Below are 19077 nucleotides of genomic sequence, written 5' to 3'. Positions count from 1 at the left end.
ATGACCAACTACAAGAAACTCATCGACGCCGAGACCTGGGCCTTCATCGAACGGACCAATTCGTATTATCCGCCGGATACGATCGACTACACGATCGCCGAGCAGCGCGCGATCTACGACCGGATGTGCCGCGAATTCTCTGCCGGCTATCCGGATGGCGTGACGGCTGAAACCACCGTCATTGCCGCGCCAGCGCACGACGTCCCGATCCGCATTTATCGCAGCGCGGCGCCGAACGCCTCTGCGATGGTGCTCTATGTCCATGGCGGCGGCTACATCCTCGGCGGACTCGACAGCCATGATGATGTCTGCGCCGAGCTTTGCGCCCGCACCGGCTATGAGGTGGTCTCGGTCGACTACCGGCTGGCGCCGGAACATCTGCACCCGGCCGCCTTCGACGATGCGATTGGCGCCTTCGAATGGGCCACCGCCACTTACGAATGCCCCGTCCTGCTCTGCGGCGACAGCGCCGGCGGCAATCTCGCCTGTGCCGTCAGTCATGCGACGCGTGGCCACGTGACAAAGCCGGTCGGCCAGGTGCTGATCTATCCTGGCCTTGGCGGCGACCGTTCAAGCGGTTCCTATGTCACGCATGCCGAAGCGCCGATGCTGACGATGCGCGATCTGGAGTTCTATAAAAACATCCGGACGGGCGGAGTGGACGCCACAGGCGACATCACTTTGTCTCCGCTTGCGGACGCCGATTTCGCCTATCTGCCGCCTACCGTCGTGATCACCGCCGAATGCGACCCGCTGTCGTCAGACGGTGAAGCCTATCGCGACCGCATCGTTGCCGCAGACGGACGCGCCTGGTGGTTCGAGGAGCCGGGGCTGGTGCACGGCTATCTCAGAGCCAGGCACACGGCCGGCCGCGCCCGCTCGAGCTTTACCCGGATTGTCGATGCCGTGACGGTACTTGGGAAGGGTGAATGGATCTGGTGAGGGCTGCCCTCCTCGCCGCGAAGGGCCTTTATCGGCCGCTATAGCTCTACTTGCGGCGGCGTCGGCGGCCGGAGACCCGCCTCAACCAAGGTCCCAAATGAAAGGCGCTCATCAGCAGGTACATCGGGACCATGCCGCCCAGCGGCGACGCATCTTGCCCGGTCGAGCACATCATATCCGGCGCTCCGCCGAGAAACGTCAGCAGCGCCATGGTTGCGAAGGTCGGCGCGGCCGCAAAGGACAGCCAATCGGCTGCGCCAACGCCGGCCGGGCTCGCATCGCCGGTGGATCCGCCTGCATGAATCTCGCTCATGGCCATAGTCCTGCATAGCGAGCGGGATGCGGTCGAATGAACGTGCATCCCGCTCCTCCAATTGTCCTAGCCGCATTTCCGCGACGCCAAACGTTCTATTCGGTGCGGTTCCGGAACGCGGCCTCTCCGGCGTCCGACACCTCGACCCACTTTTTGTCGGGAACGGTTTCGGCGCCGTAATTGTCGTGCCAGTTCCACCACTTGTACGTCGGCGTCTGCGGATAGCCTTCGGGCGAATCCTCCCAAACCTCCTGGCGGCCGAGCGGCGACAGGTCGAGATAGCTCCATACGGTCCCCATCGCCTCGTCGCCGCGGTTGTTGATGAAGTAGGTACGGAACACGCGATCACCATCGCGGATGAACACGTTATGGCCGTGCCACTCGTCAACGCCGAAATCGGCATCGAAGCTGTCGGTGATGGTGTACCAGGGCATCTTCCAGTCCATCCGCGCCTTCAGCCGCGCAATGTCGGCCTGCGGTGCGCGCGAGGCGTAGGCAAGCGTGGTGTCGCGGGCGTTCAGATGGGCAAGATTGCCGACCTGGTCTGCCCCCAGCGAGCAGCCGCGGCAAGCGTGATCGGGCCAGCCGAAGACGCCGGGCTCGAAGAAAGCGCGGTAGACGATCAGTTGACGGCGGCCCTCGAACAGGTCGAGCAGGCTCATCTTTCCGCTAGGCCCCTCGAACGTATAGGTCTTCTCCACCGCCATCCACGGCATCCGCCGACGCTCGGCGGCCAAGGCGTCGCGAGCCCGGGTCACGGTCTTCTCCTTCACGAGCAACTGCTGGCGCGCGGCCTCCCACGCGTCAGGCGAAACGACCGGTGGTGTCTTCATCGCGAGCCGCGTCGTCTGCTCGCCTGTGCCATTCTGATGTGCCGTCATTGTGCATCTCCCTTGCTGGTCTGTTGTCGCACCATTCCCGGCGCGACGTGTTGCTGATTGGTCATGAGCCAGGATAGGGGCGATAGCCGATTGGCGAGAGTGACAAGTGTGACGCGATTCCGACGGGTCCGCTGATCACGGCCAAATTCGCCGCCCGCGACGCCTCTGCTCATTCCTACCCGGACTGCTGGATGGGCCGTGCGCCGGCCAGGTAGCGATCATTGTCAAACGGCTCGGCCTGGTTGCTGTCCGGGCTCCACAGCTGCCGGTGGGTTCGTGTGAGATCGCCGAGATAGACATGCAGGGCACCGGATCGCGCGCTGCCCGTATTCGCAACCGCATGCACGGTATTTGACGCCATGTGCACGACGGCAGGCGCTGCGATGTCCTGCCTTTCGGGAACATCGAGTTCGCTGCCGGCAACGGGATAGATGAAGTTCGTCTCGCTGCCCTTGTAGATGCCGATCAAGGCATCCATCAGGTGGTTGTGGGGCGGGTACTGCAGGCCGGGCGACAGCGTGATGTGATAGATCGTCAGGTTCGGGCTCGCATGCAAAAGAACCTCGTCGTCGTCTTCTTCGTGGGCGAGTGTTCCCGATGCGTGAAAACGGTTGGTGTAGTCGCCCAGGACCGTCCTTACCGCTTCGAGGGGATCTGGTCCCTTCGCGGCATTGACGATATCATCGGCAACGGCGTAGAGAGGCGAGTTGGCGGGTAAAGGCATATCAGTTATCCTCCCTGAGATGCTCAGATTTCCAACCTGAGGTGCTCACGCTAGCGAATGCCAATGCCAGCGTCAACCGGACAGCCAAACGGACAAAATATGAAAACGACGAAGTTGACCGCCGAACCGGCAGGGCCGGCCACGGTCGAGGCGACAGCACTGTCAGCCGCCGACGTCCTTCGCAGGGAACAGGCATATGAGCAGCTGAGGAACGACATCATTGCCTGCGTGCTGCGCCCCGGCGAAGCGCTGACCGAGAAACAGATCGGCGATCGATACCAGATCAAAAAGGCGACCATCCGCGCGGCGTTGGCCCGTCTGATGCAGGAAGGTCTGGTCAGGAGCGAGCCGCGCCGCGGCTACGTCGTTGCAACGCTCAGCCTGCGGGACGTCAACGAGATTTTCGATGTCCGCAGCTTGATCGAACCGGAAGTGTTCAGGGTGGCGGCATCGAACATTACCGAGCGCGGGCTGGAGGACATCGGGCTGGCAGCGAAAAAAGTGCTGAAGCCGGAGACGTTGCGTAGTCACGTTGCATTCCTGGCGGCTGATCGTGCGTTTCGTCTGGTCCTTGCGGAGCTCTCGGGAAATTTACGACTGGCGCATCTACTGGACCAGATACTCGACCAGTCGGCGCGGGTTCTCCACCTTGGGTTCAAGTCCCGCGACTTCACCCAGTTGATCATCGCCCAGCAAAAAGAACTGGTTCTTGCCTGCGAGGCAGGCGACGTTTCCGGCATCGTCAAACTTGCCCGTTCGCAGTGCCTGTTTCTCAAGAAGCAGGTGCTCGAGGCTTTGCTTGCCGGTTCCAAGCTTCAGGACGTCAATTTGCAGCCCTTCGCCTAGAGCGGTTCTCCTGGAACCGGTAACCCGCTCTAACTAGCTGTTTTGCCACATTTATGCGGACGCCGAATGATTCCATTTGGCTGCAAAATGCTCCAAGGGAAGTTGGCCATTCGGTGCGACCGCCATCTTGTCGCAACGGCCGCCGGCGGGGCTTGTTTCATCCCACCGAGGAAGAGGCCGCCGATGCCTGGTCGCCAAGCGACTGCTCCGGCTCCCTGCTCGACAATGATGGCCTTCTTGCCGGCCGCAGTCAGTTCGGCCGCCGCGACAAGGCCGGCAAGGCCGGCGCCGACGATGATCACATCCGCATCGTCGGGCATCTATTTGGCCATGATCTCGTCCAAAAACCGGCCAGTTGTAGGATCACGGCCGGCCTAGACTGCCTCCCAGCCTTCCTTCTCGCCGGCGCGGAAGATGGCATCGATGACCTTCTGGTTGAGCACCGATTCTTCCAGGGTGAAGACACGATCCTTGCCACCCTGTGCCGCCCGCGCGAAGGCCTCGACTTCCAGCCGGTACTGTTGCGTGCCGGGAAAGCGGAAGACCTGCGCCTCGCTGTGGTTCTGGTTGTGCAGTTCGACGCGGTGATGGTCGTAGAGTCCGGCGTTAAACGGTGAGAACACCTCGATGAAGCCCTTCTCGCCGTGGAAGACCATCACCTGGCGTGCCGCCATCTGCGTCGACAGGTAAAACGACAACTCGAAGTCGCCGAAATCGGCGCGGATCGAGGAATAGATGTCGGTGCCGAATGTCTTGTCGCGCTCGATCGTCGCCTGGACGCGCAGCGGCTCCTTGCCGGTCGAAAAGCGCGTCGATACCGTCGGATAGACGCCGATGTCGGGCAGCGCGCCGCCGCCGAGATCGAGCTTGTTGCGCATGTTGTTGGGGTCGACATTGTAGTAGGAGAACGCGCCCTGGACATGGCGCAGCCGGCCGATGGCGCCGTTGGCGATCAGCTCGCGCACCTTGATCCATTGCGGGTGGTAGACGACCATGAAGGCTTCGCAGACCAGCACCTTCCTGGCATCGCGCAGCTTGATCAGTGGCGGAATGTCCTTGGCGTCGAGAGCCAGTGGCTTTTCGACCAGAACATGCTTGCCGGCCTCGATCGCCTTGGCTGTCCATTCGACATGCTGCGAGGTCGGCAGCGGAATGTAGACGCCGTCGATGTCGCTGGAGGCGAGCAACTCCTCATAGGAGCCGAAAGCATGGCGCGCCCCGAAGCGTTCGCCCAGCGCCCGAGCTTTCGACAGATCGCGGCTGGCGATCGCCGACAGCACGCCGTTCTCCGCCTCGACGATTGCCGGCAAAAGCTGCTCGCGGCCGATTTTGGCCGTCGACAAAACACCCCATCGGAACATCAGATTTCTCCTCTCGATTGCAGGCCTGGAGGTTTGCCTGAAATCGGCGGAAAAGCCAATGCGGGAGCATGGTTCCTCGCCCCACGAAGTGGGGAGAGGAACCCAGGTCCTGCAGCGACGGTGAAATCGCAGGAAGAACCGCTCAACCCCTTCTACCCGTCAGCGTCATGTCGAATTCGACGACGTTGGAATAAATCGGCGTGCCGACATCCATGCCATAGCGCGACCGCAACACCTTGCCTGTGACGTGGAACTTTATCGTGCCCGCCTTGAGGCCGCCGAGCTCGGCCGTGAACTTTTCCTGAAAGGTCTTGCCGCGCGCCGTCAGCCGGCCGGTGACAAGGGCCGACGTGTCGCCGGTGCGTTTGACGCTGGTCGAACGGAACTGGATCTCCGGATTGTTGGTCGCGTCGAAAACCGCGTCCGAGCGGAGAAAGGCATCGATGCGGCTTTGGCCGGTACCGACGCTTTCGGGGAAGATGGTGAAATTGACCTGGGACCGGCCGACATCGCTGTTGTCGATAAGGATATTGCCCTTGAAGCGGGAGAAGGCACCGTCGAGCCCGCCGCCGCCGAGCTTGGCGATGGAGAAGTGGATGCTGGAACTCCCTGGGCTGATCGTGTAGCTGCCGGCCGCCTCGCCAAGGGCAACGGCGGCGAAAACAGGCATGGCAAAACAAGCGGCGGCTGCCGCAAATCCGAAGATGCGCGCGTACATGGAAATGGTCCTCTTGGCAGGCAACGCTTTCTTGCGTCCTCGCCCTATGAACGAATGAGCCGCCCGCTCTATTCCGTCTCGCGATGTGACGAAGCCGTGATCATGCGCGTCAGCACGGTATCCCTCAGCCAGAAATGATGACGCAGCGCAGCAGCGAGATGCAAAGCGACAAGCCTGATGCCGGCATAAGCGAGATACCAGTGCGTCGCTGCCCAGAAGCTTTCTGCCATGTCCGATTCACCAAGCGGCAGATTGGGCATGACGAACAGATTGAACGGCACGCTCGGGATCTCTAGCACCGAGACCGAGACCAGCGCCCAGCCGGACAGCGGCAGAGCGAGCTGAAAAGCATAAAGCGCAAGATGGACAAGCGGCGCCATGCGGCGCTCGAAAGGGCCGACTGAGCGCGGCAGCGGCGGGGCCGGTCTGCCAAGGCGCCAGGCGATGCGCAGGATGACCAGCCCAAGCAACAGGAAACCGAAGGATTTATGCAGCTGAATCAGCTCGAAGGCGGTGCGCTGGCTGGACAGCCGCACCATGACGAAGCCGAGCACGAACTGGCCGATAAAGAGCGCCGCGATCAGCCAGTGAAGGATGATCGCTGTCCAGCCGTAGCCGGTCGGCTGGTGTTTGGGCAGTGCTGACATGGTCTGTGAACGAATGCCAGGTCGGCTTTCTTCCATCCCGGAAAGGCGGTTTCCACTTATGTTTGGAGACGACCAATTGCCGGTGCCAACGGCGGTAAGACGAGCATTCACGCCGAAATAGATTGCCCTCCGCAGTTCCGACGGTGCCCCTATGTACTCACTTTGAAGAAATCGACAAAGGCCCTGAGCGCCGGCCGCATCTGGCGTCGGCTCGGATAATAGACGAAGAAACCATCGAAGGGCGGGCACCAGTCCTCCAGCACGCGAACGAGCTTGCCAGCGGCGAGCGGGTCGCGGACATAGTCCTCGAACACGAAGGCGAGCCCGGCGCCGTCAACCGCAGCATTGGCAATCAGATGGTCCTCGTCGAGGATCAATGGCCCTTGCACCGGGATTTCGATCTCCTCGCCGTTTTTCTCGAATTCCCAGCGATAGATGATGCCGCTGGAGAAGCGGAAGCGGATGCAGCGGTGAGCGGCGAGATCACGCGGATGCTGCGGCTTGGGCCTGGTCTCGAAGTAGGATGGCGTGCCGACCACCGCGCCGCGAAGGCTCGGCCCGATGCGCACTGCGATCATGTCGCGCTGCAGGCTCTCGCCCAGCCGCACACCGGCATCGAAGCCGCCCTCGACCACATCGGTGAAGCGGTCGTCGATGACGATCTCCAGCGCGATGTCGGGATAGGCAGCCGCAAAGGCGCCGAGCCTTGGCGTCAGCGCCAGGTGGGCGGCGGTGCGCGGCACGGTCAGCCTGAGATTGCCCGCCGGCCGGTCGCGCGCCTCGATCGCCGATTCCAGCGCCAGGTCGATTTCCGACAGCGCCGGCCTGAGGCGCTCGAGCAGCTGCGCGCCCTCCTCGGTCGGAGCGACGCTGCGCGTGCTGCGCGCCAGAAGGCGCACGCCGAGGCGCGCTTCCAGGCTGGACACCGCGTGGCTGACCGCCGACGGCGCGATTGCCAGCTCCTTGGCGGCGCCGCGAAAACTGCCGCATTGGGCGACCGTTGCCAGCACGGCAAGCTGTGAAAGATAGGTTCGCTTCATTGATCTATTTTTGGGAACAGCCCGTGCAAATAAGAGGCAATTATCGAACGCTGCGCAAGACGGTATCTCCGTGGCATCACAACCATCACAACAAGGAGACACGTGATGCAAACCCGCAAGCTCGGCAATGAACTCGACGTCTACCCAGTCGGCCTCGGCTGCATGGGGATGAGCTTTGCCTATGGTGGCCAGCCGGAGGCGGAGGCGATTGCCACGCTGCGCCACGCCGTTGAGATCGGGGTCAATTTCTTCGACACCGCCGAGGTCTATGGCCCCTACGAGAACGAGATCCTGGTCGGCAAGGCGCTGAAGCCGGTGCGTGATCATGTGACGATCGCGACCAAATTCGGCTTCAAGATCCTCGAAGAAGGCAGCGGCACCGAGCGCATGGTTGGTGTTGATAGCCGCCCGGAGCATGTCAAGGCGGTGGCCGAAGCGTCGTTGAAGCGGCTGGATACCGAGATCATCGACCTCTACTACCAGCACCGCGTCGACCCCAGCGTGCCGATCGAGGATACGGTCGGCGCCATGGCCGAGCTGGTACGCGAGGGCAAGGTGCGGGCGCTTGGCCTGTCGGAGGCGAGTGCGGCGACCATCCGCCGGGCGCATGACGTGCATCCGATCGCCGCGGTGCAGAGCGAATATTCGTTGTGGAGCCGCGATCCGGAGGAGGAGGTGTTTGACGTCTGCCGCGAGCTCGGCATCGGCTTTGTCCCCTATAGCCCGCTCGGCCGCGGCCTGCTCACCGGCACGATCGCCAGGCCCGATGTTCTCGGCGCCGACGACTGGCGCCGGGGGTTGCCGCGCTTCCAGGCCGATGCCATGGCGGCCAATGCGGCGGTCGTCGCCGTGCTGGAAAAGATGGCCGCCGAGAAGGACGTGGCGCCGGCGCAGCTGGCGCTCGCCTGGGTGCTGCATCAGGGCGACTTCATTGTGCCGATCCCTGGTGCCCGCAAGATCCGACATCTCGAACAGAATACGGCGGCAGCCGATATCGTGCTGACCCAGGCCGAGGTAGCAGCCATCGGCGATGCGCTGTCGCCGGACAAGGTTGTCGGCAAGCGCTACACCGAGGAGCTGCTGGCCCTGGTCGACGGGTGAACTGCAATCGACAGCGCAATCGAAACGGGGCGTTTCGGCACCCCGTTTCGAATGCCGCAGCGGTGCAGAATAATTGCGAGAAATTGGCACCCCCTCTGTCCTGCCGGACATCTCCCCCTCAAGGAGGGAAATTGGACGTCACCTCGGCTTTCGCCAATCACCGGCGCCGGAAGGGCGGGCAGGGCGCTGGAACTGCCAATCGCCCTTCTTGCGGGAGATGCCCGGCAGGGCAGGTGCCTCGCGCCGACATTCTACCAAGGCACGACAGTAATCTCCGGCCAGCACTCCTGTGCCCGCCTGCCCTTCAGCTCATGGGTCCGCTGATTATCCAGCACCCTGTTCGGCGTGATGCGGAACGAAAAAATGTCGTCGAGCCCGAACGGCGCCACCAGATCGAGGCGCCCTTCGGTATCGTAGCGCACGCCGACTGCATGCGTCTTCGACGCAAAATAGCTGACCGATTCGCTAGCGCTCATATAGCGCGGGCATTCCTGCCCGAACTTGCTCGGATACCACAGATGCACCCGCGCCTGATTGCGCACCTCGACCGGCAGCTTCAGCCCTTCGAAATGCTCCGCCGCACAACGAATGACCAAATCCTCGGCCTCGTAGGACAAATCCCTCTCATCGAAATAGAACAGGTCGACATCTTTGATGCCGTACCCCGAAGGCTTTCCGGTCAGATGGTTCCAAACGCTGTTGTAAAGCGCGCCGGAGACGACCAGCCAGTCCGGCAGGCCTAGCACCCGTACCCGCGACAGCGTCTCACTGACCAGCGGATCGGCTGAGACGATATCGAGAAAGACTGCACGCTGTTCCTCGAAGGGCAGCCCTGAATAGCGCAAATGGTCCATCGCCCTTTGGACGGCGATTCGCCAGGCGCTCGCAACCCCTCAGCCGCGCAGCACACCGCCGGTCTGCTTGTGCACGTTCTCGACGATGCGCTTGGCCAGCGCCTCGAAATCCTCGTCGGTCAGCGTCTTTTCGACGGGCTGGATCGACACCTCGATGGCGATCGATTTCTTCGCCGCGCCGAGGGCGGTACCCTCGAAAACGTCGAACACCGAGACGCCGGAAATCAGCTTCCTGTCGGCGGCTAGGGCGGCGCGAACGAGTGTGCCGGCTTCGACCGCCTTGTCGACGACGAAGGCGAAGTCGCGCTTGACCGCCTGGAAGGCGGACAGATCGAGCCTTGGCTTTGTCCGCGTCGGCTTGGCCTTCGGCTCGGGCACCGCATCAATGAATACTTCGAAGCCGCAGAGCGGGCCGGAGACGTCAAGCCCTTCCAGCGTCTTCGGGTGGAATTCGCCGAATGTGCCGAGCACGACCTTCGGCCCGAGCTTGATCGTGCCGGAGCGGCCGGGATGATACCAGGCCGGGCCGCCGGCCTCGATCTGCAGCCGCTCGACCGGCGCGCCGCAGGCTTCGAGTGCTGCGATCGCATCGGCCTTGGCATCGAAGACGCCGACGGCGCCGGCGTTGCCGGCCCAATGGCGGCCGGAGCCCTCGAGCTTGGCGGTGCCGCGCCGCACGCCGGCGGCAACGCGCCGCTGCTGGTCGGCGCCGTCGCCCTCGTAAGTGCCCGACACTTCGAACAGCGCGACATCGCCGATGCCCTTGTCGGCATTGCGTTGCGCTGCCGCGATCAGCCCCGGGAGCAGCGACGGCCGCATATCCGACATATCGGCCGCGATCGGGTTGGCAAGCTTTAGCGCCTGCCGGCCGCCGCCGAACAATTCGGCGTGTTTTGCCGGAATGAACGACCAGGTGACGGCCTCCATCATGCCGCGCACGGCAAGCGCCCGCTTGGCGGCGCGGGTGCGGATCTGCAGCACAGTCAGGATCTTGGCGTTGACCGCATCGTGCGAACCAAGCGGCTGCGGCGCGATATTGTCGACGCCGTGGATGCGCATGACCTCCTCGACCAGGTCGGCCTTGCCGTCGACATCCGGTCGCCAGGACGGGACCGCTACATTGACGACATCGCCCGTGCCCTCCGGCCTGAAGCCGAGGCGGGCAAGAATGTCGAGGCTCGTCGAGCGCGGCACTTCGATGCCGGTCAGCCGCCTCACTTCCGACAAAGGGAACGAGACGATCTTCGGCCGATGGCCGGCATAGCCGACGACCTCGGTTTGCGCCGGCGTGCCGCCGCAGAAATCGAGCACCAGCTTCGTTGCCAGCTCCACGCCGGGAACCATCATTTCCGGGTCGACGCCACGCTCGAAGCGGTAGCGTGCATCGCTGATGATGCCGAGCGTGCGGCCGGTGCGGGCGGTGGCGATCGGGTCCCAAAGCGCCGACTCGATCAGCACATCGGTGGTGTTCTCGTCACACCCGGAATGCTCGCCGCCCATGATGCCGGCGATCGATTCGATGCCGTCCTGGTCTGCGATCACGCACATCTCAGGCGTCAGCGTGTATTCGCGGCCGTCGAGCGCCAGCACCTTTTCGCCGTCACGCGCCCGGCGCACGGTGAGATTGCCGGTGACCTTCCCAGCGTCAAAAACATGCAGCGGCCGACCGCGGTCGAAGGTGACGTAATTGGTGATATCGACGAGCGCGCTGATCGGCCTCAAGCCGATGGCGAGAAGCCTTTGCTGCAGCCATTTCGGCGACGGTCCGTTCTTGACGCCGCGCACCAGGCGCAGGGCAAAGCCGGGGCAGAGCTCCGGCGCTTCGATCGTCACCTTGATCGGCGTCGCGTCTTTGCCGGGGATCGGCTCTATCGGCGCGCTCTTCAGCGTGCCAAGCCCACTCGCCGCCAAATCCCGGGCGATGCCATGGACACTGGTGGCGTCCGGCCGGTTCGGCGTCAGATTGATCTCGATCAGCGGATCGTCGAGATGGGCATAGGCGGCGAAACTGGTGCCGACCGGCGCATCGGCCGGCAGGTCGATGATGCCGTCATGCTCTTCGGATAATTCGAGCTCACGTTCGGAGCACATCATGCCGTGGCTTTCAACGCCACGGATCTTGCCGACGGTCAGCGTCACGTCGATGCCGGGGATATAGGTGCCCGGTGCCGCAAAGGCGCCGATCAGGCCGGCGCGGGCGTTCGGCGCTCCACACACGACCTGCACCGGCGGCTTGCCGTCGCCGGTGTCGACGGTCAGCACGCGAAGCCGGTCGGCATCTGGGTGCTGCACCGCCGTCACCACCTTGGCGATGACGAAGGGGGCTAGGCTCGCCCGGTCGTCGACATGCTCGACTTCAAGGCCGATCGAGGTGAGACGCTCGACGATTTCCGCCAGCGAGGCGTCGGTCTCGAGATGGTCTTTGAGCCAGGAGAGGGTGAGTTTCATGACTGTGTTCCGTCTGGTCTGGGCACGTTGCACTTGAAGCTATGCGGCCGCGCGTCCGACATGTGCAGGAAGGCGAGCTGTCCGCGGATTTGCTGCTGCAGCCCGCTCGTCACGCGCTCAGGCCACCGAACAGCGTTGGCATGTCGAGCGGCCTAAAACCGTAATGCGAAAGCCAGCGGACATCGGCGTCGAAGAAGGCGCGCAGATCCGGCATGCCGTATTTCAGCATGGCGATGCGGTCGATGCCCATGCCCCAGGCGAAGCCCTGGTATTCGTCAGGATCGAGGCCACCGTAACGGAGCACATTGGGGTGCACCATGCCGCAGCCGAGGATCTCCATCCAGTCGGAGCCTTCGCCGAAGCGCACCTCGCCCGGCCGCGAACGATCGCACTGGATGTCGACCTCGAGGCTGGGCTCGGTAAACGGGAAGAAAGACGGCCGGAAGCGCATCTTCACGCTCGGCACCTCGAAGAAGGCCTTGCAGAACTCCTCCAGCACCCATTTCATGTTGGCGACGTTGGCCGACTTGTCGATCACCAGCCCCTCGACCTGATGGAACATCGGCGAGTGGGTGGCATCGGAATCCTGCCGGTAAGTCTTGCCGGGGATGACGATGCGGATCGGCGGCTTCTGCATCTCCATGGTGCGGATCTGCACCGGCGAGGTGTGGGTGCGCAAAAGCTTGCGTTCGCCCTGCGCGTCCGGCTGGAAAAAGAAGGTGTCGTGCATCTCGCGCGCCGGGTGGCCTTCCGGGAAGTTCAGCGAGGTGAAGTTGTAATAGTCGGTCTCGATGTCGGGACCTTCGGCGATGGCAAAGCCGAGATCGCCGAAGATCGCCGCGATCTCGTCGATGACCTGGCTGATCGGATGGATGCGGCCGCGCTCGGCCGGCGATTGCCTGACCGGCAGCGTCACGTCGACCTTCTCGGCGGCGAGACGCGCCATAATCGCCGCGTCCTTCAGCTCGGCGCGGCGAAGAGAAAGCGCCTCGGTGACGCGGTTCTTGAGGCCGTTGATCGCCGGGCCCTTGACCTGGCGCTCCTCGGCGCTCATCGAGCCAAGCGTCTTCAGCATCTCGGAAACCGAGCCCTTCTTGCCGAGGGCCGAGACACGCACCGCCTCGATCGCCTGCTCGTCGGCGGCCGAGGCAATCTCGGCCATCAGGGAATGTTCGAGAGTTTCCATGTCACTCATGTTCCAGATCCGATTGGAAGCAAAGAAAAACCCGCGCCAGCCCTGCCAGCGCGGGTTTCCCAAATCAAGTGTCGAATAGCTTGGGAAGCGCTGGTCTTAAGCGACAGCGCTTTCAAAAGCATTCGGCGTGGTGTTCTTGAGATATTCGAGCGCGACCTTGGCCTTGGCCACGAGTGCGGCGAAGGCCTGCGGCTCGTGGATGGCCATATCCGACAGGATCTTGCGGTCGATCTCGATGCCAGCCTTGTTGAGACCGTCGATGAAGCGGCCGTAGGTCAGGCCATGCTCATGCGTCGCCGCATTGATGCGCTGGATCCACAGCGCGCGGAACGAACGCTTGCGATTCTTGCGGTCGCGATAGGCGTACTGTAGCGACTTTTCCACCGCCTGCTTGGCGATCCGGATGGTGTTCTTGCGACGGCCGTAAAAACCCTTGGCGGCTTTCAGGACCTTCTTGTGCTTGGCGTGCGAGGTGACGCCTCTCTTTACGCGTGCCATGTCATGATCTCCTTAAAAGCAATTCCAGGAAAAGTGCCTAGCGGTTTTCCGTTCGGAATTGCGTAAAACAAATGCGTGTCCAGACCGAATGCTCTTATTTTGGCGCATGATGTTTCCAAAAAGTCTGCAACTTTTTGGCATCATGCCCTAGAGGCCGTTCGGCAGAAAATTCTTGATGACCTTCTTGCCGTCCGGTTCAGCCAGAACCATCGTGCCGCGGGCATTTCGAATGAACTTGTTGGAACGCTTGATCATGCCGTGACGCTTGCCGGCCGCAGCCGACAGAACTTTACCCGTACCTGTGATCTTGAACCGCTTCTTGGCGGCCGACTTGGTCTTCATCTTGGGCATTTTGCTACTCCGTTTATATGCGCACCAATGCGCTTTTTGTTCGCTTCAGGCCGACCAAAGCCCGAAAAGCAAATGAAACCGCCACGGCATGCCCTGCCGGGCGGTTTTTTGGGAACGGCGGTCCTATACGTCAAAGCGGGCCGGCGCGCAACACCCCGTACCGAGCAACACTGTACTCAGCAATACTGCACTCAGGGGAAACGGAACAGCACCGGCAATATGCCGGACTGCTGGGCGCCGTCGATCAGTTCGAAAGCCGGCAAGGCAATCAGGAAGACCAGACCGTCCAGCAGCGTGGTTCGCAGCAGGCGCGGCTTGAAGCCGCCGGTGTCGCCTTCCTGATACAGCGACAGCTTCGGAAAAAAGCGCGGCACTTTCGCCAGGTAGGCCTGGTATGGCGCGCCGAGAACCTCCTTGAGGAATTTCTCCTCGCGCAGGATAACGATGTAAAAGGCACCCGCGCAAAGCGCTGCAAAGCCGATCGTGGCGGTGATGGAGCCGATCTGTGCGCCGACACCGGCGGCAGCTAAAGTAGAGAAGACATAGAGCGGGTTGCGGGTGATCGAATAGGGGCCGCCGGTCACCACTTCGGAGGATTTGCGACCGCCGATATAGAGCGTCGACCACAAGCGTCCGACGATGCCGAGAAAGATCAGCACGACGCCAACCATTTCGATCGTTTCATGCACAGGCGTATCGGGCGGAAAAACCGACTGCCCGAACAAAAGCATCGCGAACAGGACGACGACGACGACGGCAAGCACCATCCTGCGCGTGTGCTGGTAGCTGCCCAGCCCATATTTGGCTTCCGAATGCTTGACGTCATTGACCATGTCGGGAATCCGATCGTCGAGGGAACCAGAGCGTCTTTGCTCTCGCCGGCGATCGCAGCGTCTGGCCAAGAAAACAGGCGCCCCGCCGATCGCCGGGACGCCTTGCAACATGATTCAGGCGGATTTTATGCACGTCGCCCAAAAGTGCGCAGCGGTTTTGCGACAAGGACATGCACAAAACAGAACTAAAGCGCAACGCGCGTTAGCGGGGCGCCAGCACCATCATCATCTGGCGGCCTTCGAGCTTCGGTTCGGCTTCGACCTTGGCGATGGGCGCCACTTCCTCGCGAACCTTGTTCAGAAGCTGCATGCCGAGTTCCATATGCGCCATCTCGCGACCGCGGAAGCGCAATGTCAGCTTGACCTTGTCGCCTTCCTCGAAAAAGCGCCGGACAGCCTTCATCTTGGTCTCGTAGTCGTGGCTGTCGATGTTCGGGCGCATCTTGATCTCCTTGATCTCGATGACCTTCTGGTTCTTGCGCGCCTCGGCCGCCTTCTTCTGGTTGGCGTATTTCAGCTTGCCGAGATCGAGGATCTTTACGACGGGCGGCACTGCATTGGGCGATATCTCGACCAGGTCGAGCCCAGCCTCTTCGGCGAGCAGCAATGCGTCGTTGATGGAGACATCGCCGCGGTTCTGGCCTTCGGCGTCGATTAGCTGGACCCGGGGAACCCGGATGTCACGGTTGGAGCGCGGGCCTTCCTTGGTGGGCGCCGCTGCTTTGAAAGGTCTGCGAATGGTCGTGGTCTCCTTGAGCCGTTTCGTTAAGGGGTTCTTCAGTTCAGAATTGCGAACGCGCAATGTGGTGAGCGCGCGGTCGGAGTCAATAGCACAGCATTCTCAGGAAATCACCTGCCCGATGAATGCTCCTCTGCACCAAGCGAAGAAAGTAGCAGAGCACTTTTCGTTGAACCCCCGCTTGTGCCAAAAGACCGGCGTGAGGGAATACACCATGAGCACCACCCCGATCTTCCTGGACGTCGACGGGACGAGCATTGCCGTCAGGCATGCGGCAGGTGCCGAGCCCGGCATCGTCTGGCTTGGCGGCTACAAATCCGACATGCTGGGCACCAAGGCCGAAACCTTGTCGGAATGGACGCGCAAAGAAGGCCGCGCCTTCCTGCGCCACGATTATTCCGGCCACGGCGAATCGAGTGGCGCCTTTGCCGACGGCACCATCTCGAAATGGCTGGGCGAGAGCCTGGCGGTTTTCCGCCGCTTCACCCGGGGCAGGCAAATCCTGGTCGGTTCGTCGATGGGCGCCTGGATCGCGCTGCGCATGGTGCAGGAGTTGCACAAGGCGGGCGAGAACAGCGTCGCCGGCCTTGTGCTGCTGGCGCCGGCGCCCGATTTCACGTTCGAACTGGTGGAGCCGGTGCTGACCGGGGCGCAGAAGCGCGACCTCAGGAAAAAGGGCTTTTTCGAAGAGCCGTCGGACTATTCCGCCGAACCGTACATCTACACGCGCGGACTGATCGAGGACGGCCGCAACAACCGGGTGATGACCGGGCCGATCGACACGCACTGTCCGGTCCACATCCTGCAAGGCCTGGCCGATCCCGACGTGCCGTCGAGCCATGCGTTGAAGCTGGTCAGCCTGCTGCCGGCCGACGACGTCACGCTGTCGCTCATCCCCGACGGCGACCACCGCCTGTCGCGGCCGCAGGATCTCGACATGCTGGTGCGGGCGGTGGACGCTATGGTGCGGCAGGCGGGATAGAGGCATGCGCATTTCCATTCCGGTGTCCGCCTTCGTCGCGGCGATCGTCGGCTTCGGCGGTACGCTGGCCATCGTCATTGCCGCCGCCAAGGCGGTCGGCGCAACGCAGGTCGAGACCGCAAGCTGGGTGACGGCGCTTTGCCTGGCGATGGCGATCGAGAGCCTGTGGCTGTCCTGGCGCACAAAAATGCCGGTCATTACCGCATGGTCGACGCCAGGCGTGGCGCTGATCGCCGCGTCGACCGGCTTTTCGATGGATGAGGCGGTTGGCGCCTTCGTCGTCACCGCGGTCCTGCTGATCGCCACAGGCCTGTTCAGGCCCTTGACCAAGCTGATCGCCAGAATACCGGCGTCCGTCGCATCCGGAATGCTGGCCGGCATCGTCGTCACCTTCGCCATCAATGCGGTGAAGACCGTTCCCGTCGACCCCTGGCTGATCCTGCCGCTGGTTGCGGCGTTCTTCGTCATCCGCCTGTTCAACCCGGCGCTGTCGGTGCTGCTGGTGCTGATCGGCGGCGGTCTCGCCGCCTTCCTCACCGGCCGGGTCGGCGGTCTGCCGGCACCGGAACTCTCGAGCTTGATACTGGTGATGCCGCGGTTCACCGCCACTGCAATCATCGGCCTCGCCTTGCCGCTCTACCTCGTCACCATGGCCTCGCAGAACCTGTCCGGCCTCGCCGTGCTGAGGGCAGCCGGCTATCATCCCGAACCCGGGCCGCTGATCGGCGTCACCGGCCTGTTTTCGCTGCTGACGGCGCCGTTCGGCGCCTCGACTACCAATCTGGCGGCAATCTCGGCGGCGATCTGCACCGGGCCCGACGTGCATCCCGATCCGGCCGAGCGCTGGAAGACCGGGCCGTTCTATGCGTTGGCCTATCTCGTCTTTGCCCTGTTCGGCGCCTCGCTGGTGGCGATCTTCGCCGTATTGCCGCAGAGCCTGATCGCGCTGGTCGCCGGCCTGGCGCTGATGGCGCCGCTCGCCAATGCATTGTCGATCGCCTTGAAAGACGAGGACGAGCGGATGGCCGCCACCGTCACCTTCGCCGTTACCGCATCGGGGCTGACGCTGTTCGGCGTCGGCGCGGCGTTCTGGGGGCTGATTGCCGGATTGGTCGTGCTTTTCCTCGAAAATCTCAAAAAGCGATAATCATTTCAGCCGCTTGTCCGGTTTTGGCGATCGCTGTCTTGAATCGCCGTTTTCTCCATCCCATTTCGATTCAACGCAGCCGGATTTGGCTGTCTCCAACTGAAGGATTGGGAGAAATGAACACATCTGCATTGATCCGTCCGGCCTGGACGCCGGCGACCATCGCGTTGATGGTGATCGGGTTCATGGTGTTCTGGCCGCTCGGCTTGGCCATGCTCGCCTACATCATCTGGGGCGACCGGCTCGAGGGCTTCAAGCGCGACGTCAACCGCGCCACCGACGGCATCTTCGCCGGTTGCCGCCGCGGTTCCGACAAGGCCGCGCGCTGGGGTCATGGCTCCGCCCGCACCGGCAACGTCGCTTTCGACGACTGGCGCGAAAAGGAACTCGAGCGGCTTGCCGAGGAACGCCGCAAGCTCGACGAGATGCTGAGCGAGTTCGACGAATATGCCCGCGAGTTGCGCCGCGCCAAGGATCAGGAAGAGTTCGATCGCTTCATGGCCAATCGCAACAAGTCGACGTCCCCCACGACCGGGTCGGCGACGAACAACAAATCCAGCGGCAAGTCCACGCCAGGCCTGCTTGACGAGTAAGGTCCCGTGCGCAGATAGATAATCCAACGGCGTCGCGTCAGCGGCGCCGTTTCTTTTTTGTTCTAGTCGTTTCCCTCGAATCACGTATCGTCCCGGAATGTCCTTCGGCTTCTTTCGCACCCCGACGAAACCCAAACCCACGCCCGTCGTGGAGCGCGAGCATTGCGTTGCCGGCCGCACGCTGCCGCTCAAGATCGTCGAGAACGACCGGGCGCGGCGCCTGACACTGCGCATCGATTCCGGCGGCCGTGGTCTGCGCATCACCGTGCCGCCGGGGCTGCGGCGCGGCGAGGTGGAAAAATTCCTCGACCGCCATCAGGACTGGCTGGAGCAAAGGCTAGCCAAAGTGCCCAACCGGCCGCAGGTCCGGCCCGGCATCAAGGTACCGGTGCGCGGCGTGCCGCATCGCATCGTCCATGAACCGTCGAAACGCGGCACCGTCACGCTGTCGCGCGACGAGCGCGGGCCGCTGATGATCGTGCATGGCGAACGCGTGCATCTGCCGCGCCGCATCGCCGATTTCCTCAAGCGCGAAGCCAAGCGCGAGATCGAAGCGCTGGTGACCAAGCACAGCGCGGCGATCGGCAAGCGCGCCAAGGCGATCCGCTTCAAGGATACGTCGAGCCGCTGGGGGTCGTGCACGTCGGACGGCAATCTGTCGTTTTCTTGGCGCATCATGATGGCGCCGCGGCCGGTGATAAACTACCTCGTCGCGCACGAGGTGGCGCATCTCAAGGAGATGAACCACGGGCCGAAATTCTGGAAGTTATGCGAGCAGCTTTGCCCGGATACCGAGCGCTGCAAGGATTGGCTCAAGCGCAATGGCGGCGCGCTGCAGGCGATCGCGTTCGAGTAGTTGTCCGA

22 protein-coding genes are annotated in these 19077 nt (G+C 62.7%); 7 read left to right on the top strand and 15 right to left on the bottom strand.

Annotation, left to right across the window (positions count from 1 at the left end):
• Positions 1 to 942: an alpha/beta hydrolase gene (locus NKH50_RS14515; protein WP_352480221.1), complete on the top strand. Its 942-nt coding sequence runs from the start codon at positions 1 to 3 to the stop codon at positions 940 to 942.
• Positions 943 to 988: 46 nt separating this feature from the next.
• Here the strand turns inward: NKH50_RS14515 and NKH50_RS14510 are convergent, their stop codons facing one another.
• The 3 genes from NKH50_RS14510 to NKH50_RS14500 all read right to left on the bottom strand — a co-directional run bounded on the left by NKH50_RS14510 (position 989) and on the right by NKH50_RS14500 (position 2860).
• Positions 989 to 1261 (bottom strand): hypothetical protein, encoded by a 273-nt coding sequence (locus NKH50_RS14510; RefSeq protein WP_502904673.1) that lies wholly within the window; start codon positions 1259 to 1261, stop codon positions 989 to 991.
• A gap of 89 nt (positions 1262 to 1350) precedes the next feature.
• Positions 1351 to 2136, bottom strand: a complete 786-nt coding sequence (locus NKH50_RS14505) for a DUF899 domain-containing protein (RefSeq protein WP_352879470.1) — start codon at positions 2134 to 2136, stop codon at positions 1351 to 1353.
• A gap of 175 nt (positions 2137 to 2311) precedes the next feature.
• Positions 2312 to 2860 (bottom strand): autotransporter, encoded by a 549-nt coding sequence (locus NKH50_RS14500; RefSeq protein WP_352879468.1) that lies wholly within the window; start codon positions 2858 to 2860, stop codon positions 2312 to 2314.
• A gap of 57 nt (positions 2861 to 2917) precedes the next feature.
• Between NKH50_RS14500 and NKH50_RS14495 the strand changes: the two genes are divergently transcribed.
• Positions 2918 to 3706 (top strand): GntR family transcriptional regulator, encoded by a 789-nt coding sequence (locus NKH50_RS14495; RefSeq protein WP_502906867.1) that lies wholly within the window; start codon positions 2918 to 2920, stop codon positions 3704 to 3706.
• A gap of 29 nt (positions 3707 to 3735) precedes the next feature.
• Here NKH50_RS14495 and NKH50_RS14490 read toward each other — a convergent pair whose 3' ends face one another.
• The 5 genes from NKH50_RS14490 to NKH50_RS14470 all read right to left on the bottom strand — a co-directional run bounded on the left by NKH50_RS14490 (position 3736) and on the right by NKH50_RS14470 (position 7472).
• Positions 3736 to 4026: an FAD-dependent oxidoreductase gene (locus tag NKH50_RS14490; RefSeq protein WP_352700948.1), complete on the bottom strand. Its 291-nt coding sequence runs from the start codon at positions 4024 to 4026 to the stop codon at positions 3736 to 3738.
• Positions 4027 to 4080: 54 nt separating this feature from the next.
• Positions 4081 to 5067: a Gfo/Idh/MocA family protein gene (locus NKH50_RS14485; protein ID WP_352490432.1), complete on the bottom strand. Its 987-nt coding sequence runs from the start codon at positions 5065 to 5067 to the stop codon at positions 4081 to 4083.
• Between the two features lie 142 nt (positions 5068 to 5209).
• The gene (locus tag NKH50_RS14480) at positions 5210 to 5785 is read right to left on the bottom strand and encodes a YceI family protein (protein ID WP_352650168.1); all 576 of its coding nucleotides are present in this window, start codon (positions 5783 to 5785) and stop codon (positions 5210 to 5212) included.
• Between the two features lie 68 nt (positions 5786 to 5853).
• Positions 5854 to 6432 carry a cytochrome b gene (locus tag NKH50_RS14475; protein ID WP_352700949.1) on the bottom strand — a complete coding sequence of 193 codons (579 nt, stop codon included), beginning with the start codon at positions 6430 to 6432 and terminating at the stop codon, positions 5854 to 5856.
• Between the two features lie 149 nt (positions 6433 to 6581).
• Entirely contained in the window at positions 6582 to 7472 is an 891-nt protein-coding gene (locus NKH50_RS14470; protein ID WP_352700950.1) for a LysR family transcriptional regulator, read from the bottom strand.
• 105 nt (positions 7473 to 7577) lie between these two features.
• On the opposite strand from NKH50_RS14470, the gene NKH50_RS14465 reads away from it, so the two are divergent.
• Complete coding sequence (locus tag NKH50_RS14465) at positions 7578 to 8573, top strand: aldo/keto reductase (protein ID WP_352879464.1); 996 nt, start codon at positions 7578 to 7580, stop codon at positions 8571 to 8573.
• A 251-nt stretch (positions 8574 to 8824) separates the two neighbouring features.
• On the opposite strand, the gene NKH50_RS14460 is transcribed toward NKH50_RS14465, so the two are convergent.
• The 7 genes from NKH50_RS14460 to infC all read right to left on the bottom strand — a co-directional run bounded on the left by NKH50_RS14460 (position 8825) and on the right by infC (position 15491).
• Complete coding sequence (locus NKH50_RS14460) at positions 8825 to 9427, bottom strand: nucleotidyltransferase family protein (RefSeq protein WP_352879462.1); 603 nt, start codon at positions 9425 to 9427, stop codon at positions 8825 to 8827.
• 39 nt (positions 9428 to 9466) lie between these two features.
• A complete protein-coding gene (pheT, locus tag NKH50_RS14455) occupies positions 9467 to 11875 on the bottom strand; it encodes a phenylalanine--tRNA ligase subunit beta (RefSeq protein ID WP_352879460.1) in 2409 nt (802 codons plus the stop codon).
• Between the two features lie 109 nt (positions 11876 to 11984).
• Positions 11985 to 13070 carry a phenylalanine--tRNA ligase subunit alpha gene (gene pheS / locus NKH50_RS14450; RefSeq protein WP_352736789.1) on the bottom strand — a complete coding sequence of 362 codons (1086 nt, stop codon included), beginning with the start codon at positions 13068 to 13070 and terminating at the stop codon, positions 11985 to 11987.
• A gap of 96 nt (positions 13071 to 13166) precedes the next feature.
• Positions 13167 to 13568: a 50S ribosomal protein L20 gene (rplT, locus tag NKH50_RS14445; protein ID WP_006201247.1), complete on the bottom strand. Its 402-nt coding sequence runs from the start codon at positions 13566 to 13568 to the stop codon at positions 13167 to 13169.
• 147 nt (positions 13569 to 13715) lie between these two features.
• Complete coding sequence (gene rpmI / locus NKH50_RS14440; RefSeq protein WP_006201248.1) at positions 13716 to 13919, bottom strand: 50S ribosomal protein L35; 204 nt, start codon at positions 13917 to 13919, stop codon at positions 13716 to 13718.
• Positions 13920 to 14110: 191 nt separating this feature from the next.
• Positions 14111 to 14752, bottom strand: coding sequence for a methyltransferase family protein (locus tag NKH50_RS14435; RefSeq protein WP_352686540.1), 642 nt, complete (start codon positions 14750 to 14752; stop codon positions 14111 to 14113).
• Between the two features lie 202 nt (positions 14753 to 14954).
• Positions 14955 to 15491: a translation initiation factor IF-3 gene (infC, locus tag NKH50_RS14430; protein ID WP_023677573.1), complete on the bottom strand. Its 537-nt coding sequence runs from the start codon at positions 15489 to 15491 to the stop codon at positions 14955 to 14957.
• A 214-nt stretch (positions 15492 to 15705) separates the two neighbouring features.
• Between infC and NKH50_RS14425 the strand changes: the two genes are divergently transcribed.
• The 4 genes from NKH50_RS14425 to NKH50_RS14410 all read left to right on the top strand — a co-directional run bounded on the left by NKH50_RS14425 (position 15706) and on the right by NKH50_RS14410 (position 19069).
• The gene (locus NKH50_RS14425) at positions 15706 to 16473 is read left to right on the top strand and encodes an alpha/beta hydrolase (protein ID WP_352686537.1); all 768 of its coding nucleotides are present in this window, start codon (positions 15706 to 15708) and stop codon (positions 16471 to 16473) included.
• Between the two features lie 4 nt (positions 16474 to 16477).
• Positions 16478 to 17620, top strand: coding sequence for a benzoate/H(+) symporter BenE family transporter (locus tag NKH50_RS14420; protein ID WP_352686535.1), 1143 nt, complete (start codon positions 16478 to 16480; stop codon positions 17618 to 17620).
• Positions 17621 to 17736: 116 nt separating this feature from the next.
• Positions 17737 to 18213: a DUF2852 domain-containing protein gene (locus tag NKH50_RS14415; protein WP_352480204.1), complete on the top strand. Its 477-nt coding sequence runs from the start codon at positions 17737 to 17739 to the stop codon at positions 18211 to 18213.
• Positions 18214 to 18310: 97 nt separating this feature from the next.
• Positions 18311 to 19069, top strand: a complete 759-nt coding sequence (locus NKH50_RS14410; protein WP_352472563.1) for a M48 family metallopeptidase — start codon at positions 18311 to 18313, stop codon at positions 19067 to 19069.
• Positions 19070 to 19077 lie beyond the last annotated feature (8 nt).

This window comes from Mesorhizobium sp. M1027 (assembly GCF_040318745.1).
Taxonomy (GTDB): Bacteria; Pseudomonadota; Alphaproteobacteria; order Rhizobiales; family Rhizobiaceae; genus Mesorhizobium.
Note: the sequence above shows the minus strand (reverse complement) of the source record. Positions and strands in the feature narration are given on the sequence as shown.

What these genes read in the sequence shown, in the direction of transcription:
- NKH50_RS14515 (WP_352480221.1), top strand. Translation starts at nt 1, where the DNA reads ATGACCAACTACAAGAAACTCATCGACGCCGAGACCTGGGCCTTCATC.
- NKH50_RS14510 (WP_502904673.1), bottom strand. Translation starts at nt 1,261, where the DNA reads ATGGCCATGAGCGAGATTCATGCAGGCGGATCCACCGGCGATGCGAGC.
- NKH50_RS14505 (WP_352879470.1), bottom strand. Translation starts at nt 2,136, where the DNA reads ATGACGGCACATCAGAATGGCACAGGCGAGCAGACGACGCGGCTCGCG.
- NKH50_RS14500 (WP_352879468.1), bottom strand. Translation starts at nt 2,860, where the DNA reads ATGCCTTTACCCGCCAACTCGCCTCTCTACGCCGTTGCCGATGATATC.
- NKH50_RS14495 (WP_502906867.1), top strand. Translation starts at nt 2,918, where the DNA reads ATGCCAATGCCAGCGTCAACCGGACAGCCAAACGGACAAAATATGAAA.
- NKH50_RS14490 (WP_352700948.1), bottom strand. Translation starts at nt 4,026, where the DNA reads ATGCCCGACGATGCGGATGTGATCATCGTCGGCGCCGGCCTTGCCGGC.
- NKH50_RS14485 (WP_352490432.1), bottom strand. Translation starts at nt 5,067, where the DNA reads ATGTTCCGATGGGGTGTTTTGTCGACGGCCAAAATCGGCCGCGAGCAG.
- NKH50_RS14480 (WP_352650168.1), bottom strand. Translation starts at nt 5,785, where the DNA reads ATGTACGCGCGCATCTTCGGATTTGCGGCAGCCGCCGCTTGTTTTGCC.
- NKH50_RS14475 (WP_352700949.1), bottom strand. Translation starts at nt 6,432, where the DNA reads ATGTCAGCACTGCCCAAACACCAGCCGACCGGCTACGGCTGGACAGCG.
- NKH50_RS14470 (WP_352700950.1), bottom strand. Translation starts at nt 7,472, where the DNA reads ATGAAGCGAACCTATCTTTCACAGCTTGCCGTGCTGGCAACGGTCGCC.
- NKH50_RS14465 (WP_352879464.1), top strand. Translation starts at nt 7,578, where the DNA reads ATGCAAACCCGCAAGCTCGGCAATGAACTCGACGTCTACCCAGTCGGC.
- NKH50_RS14460 (WP_352879462.1), bottom strand. Translation starts at nt 9,427, where the DNA reads ATGGACCATTTGCGCTATTCAGGGCTGCCCTTCGAGGAACAGCGTGCA.
- pheT (WP_352879460.1), bottom strand. Translation starts at nt 11,875, where the DNA reads ATGAAACTCACCCTCTCCTGGCTCAAAGACCATCTCGAGACCGACGCC.
- pheS (WP_352736789.1), bottom strand. Translation starts at nt 13,070, where the DNA reads ATGAGTGACATGGAAACTCTCGAACATTCCCTGATGGCCGAGATTGCC.
- rplT (WP_006201247.1), bottom strand. Translation starts at nt 13,568, where the DNA reads ATGGCACGCGTAAAGAGAGGCGTCACCTCGCACGCCAAGCACAAGAAG.
- rpmI (WP_006201248.1), bottom strand. Translation starts at nt 13,919, where the DNA reads ATGCCCAAGATGAAGACCAAGTCGGCCGCCAAGAAGCGGTTCAAGATC.
- NKH50_RS14435 (WP_352686540.1), bottom strand. Translation starts at nt 14,752, where the DNA reads ATGGTCAATGACGTCAAGCATTCGGAAGCCAAATATGGGCTGGGCAGC.
- NKH50_RS14425 (WP_352686537.1), top strand. Translation starts at nt 15,706, where the DNA reads ATGAGCACCACCCCGATCTTCCTGGACGTCGACGGGACGAGCATTGCC.
- NKH50_RS14420 (WP_352686535.1), top strand. Translation starts at nt 16,478, where the DNA reads ATGCGCATTTCCATTCCGGTGTCCGCCTTCGTCGCGGCGATCGTCGGC.
- NKH50_RS14415 (WP_352480204.1), top strand. Translation starts at nt 17,737, where the DNA reads ATGAACACATCTGCATTGATCCGTCCGGCCTGGACGCCGGCGACCATC.
- NKH50_RS14410 (WP_352472563.1), top strand. Translation starts at nt 18,311, where the DNA reads ATGTCCTTCGGCTTCTTTCGCACCCCGACGAAACCCAAACCCACGCCC.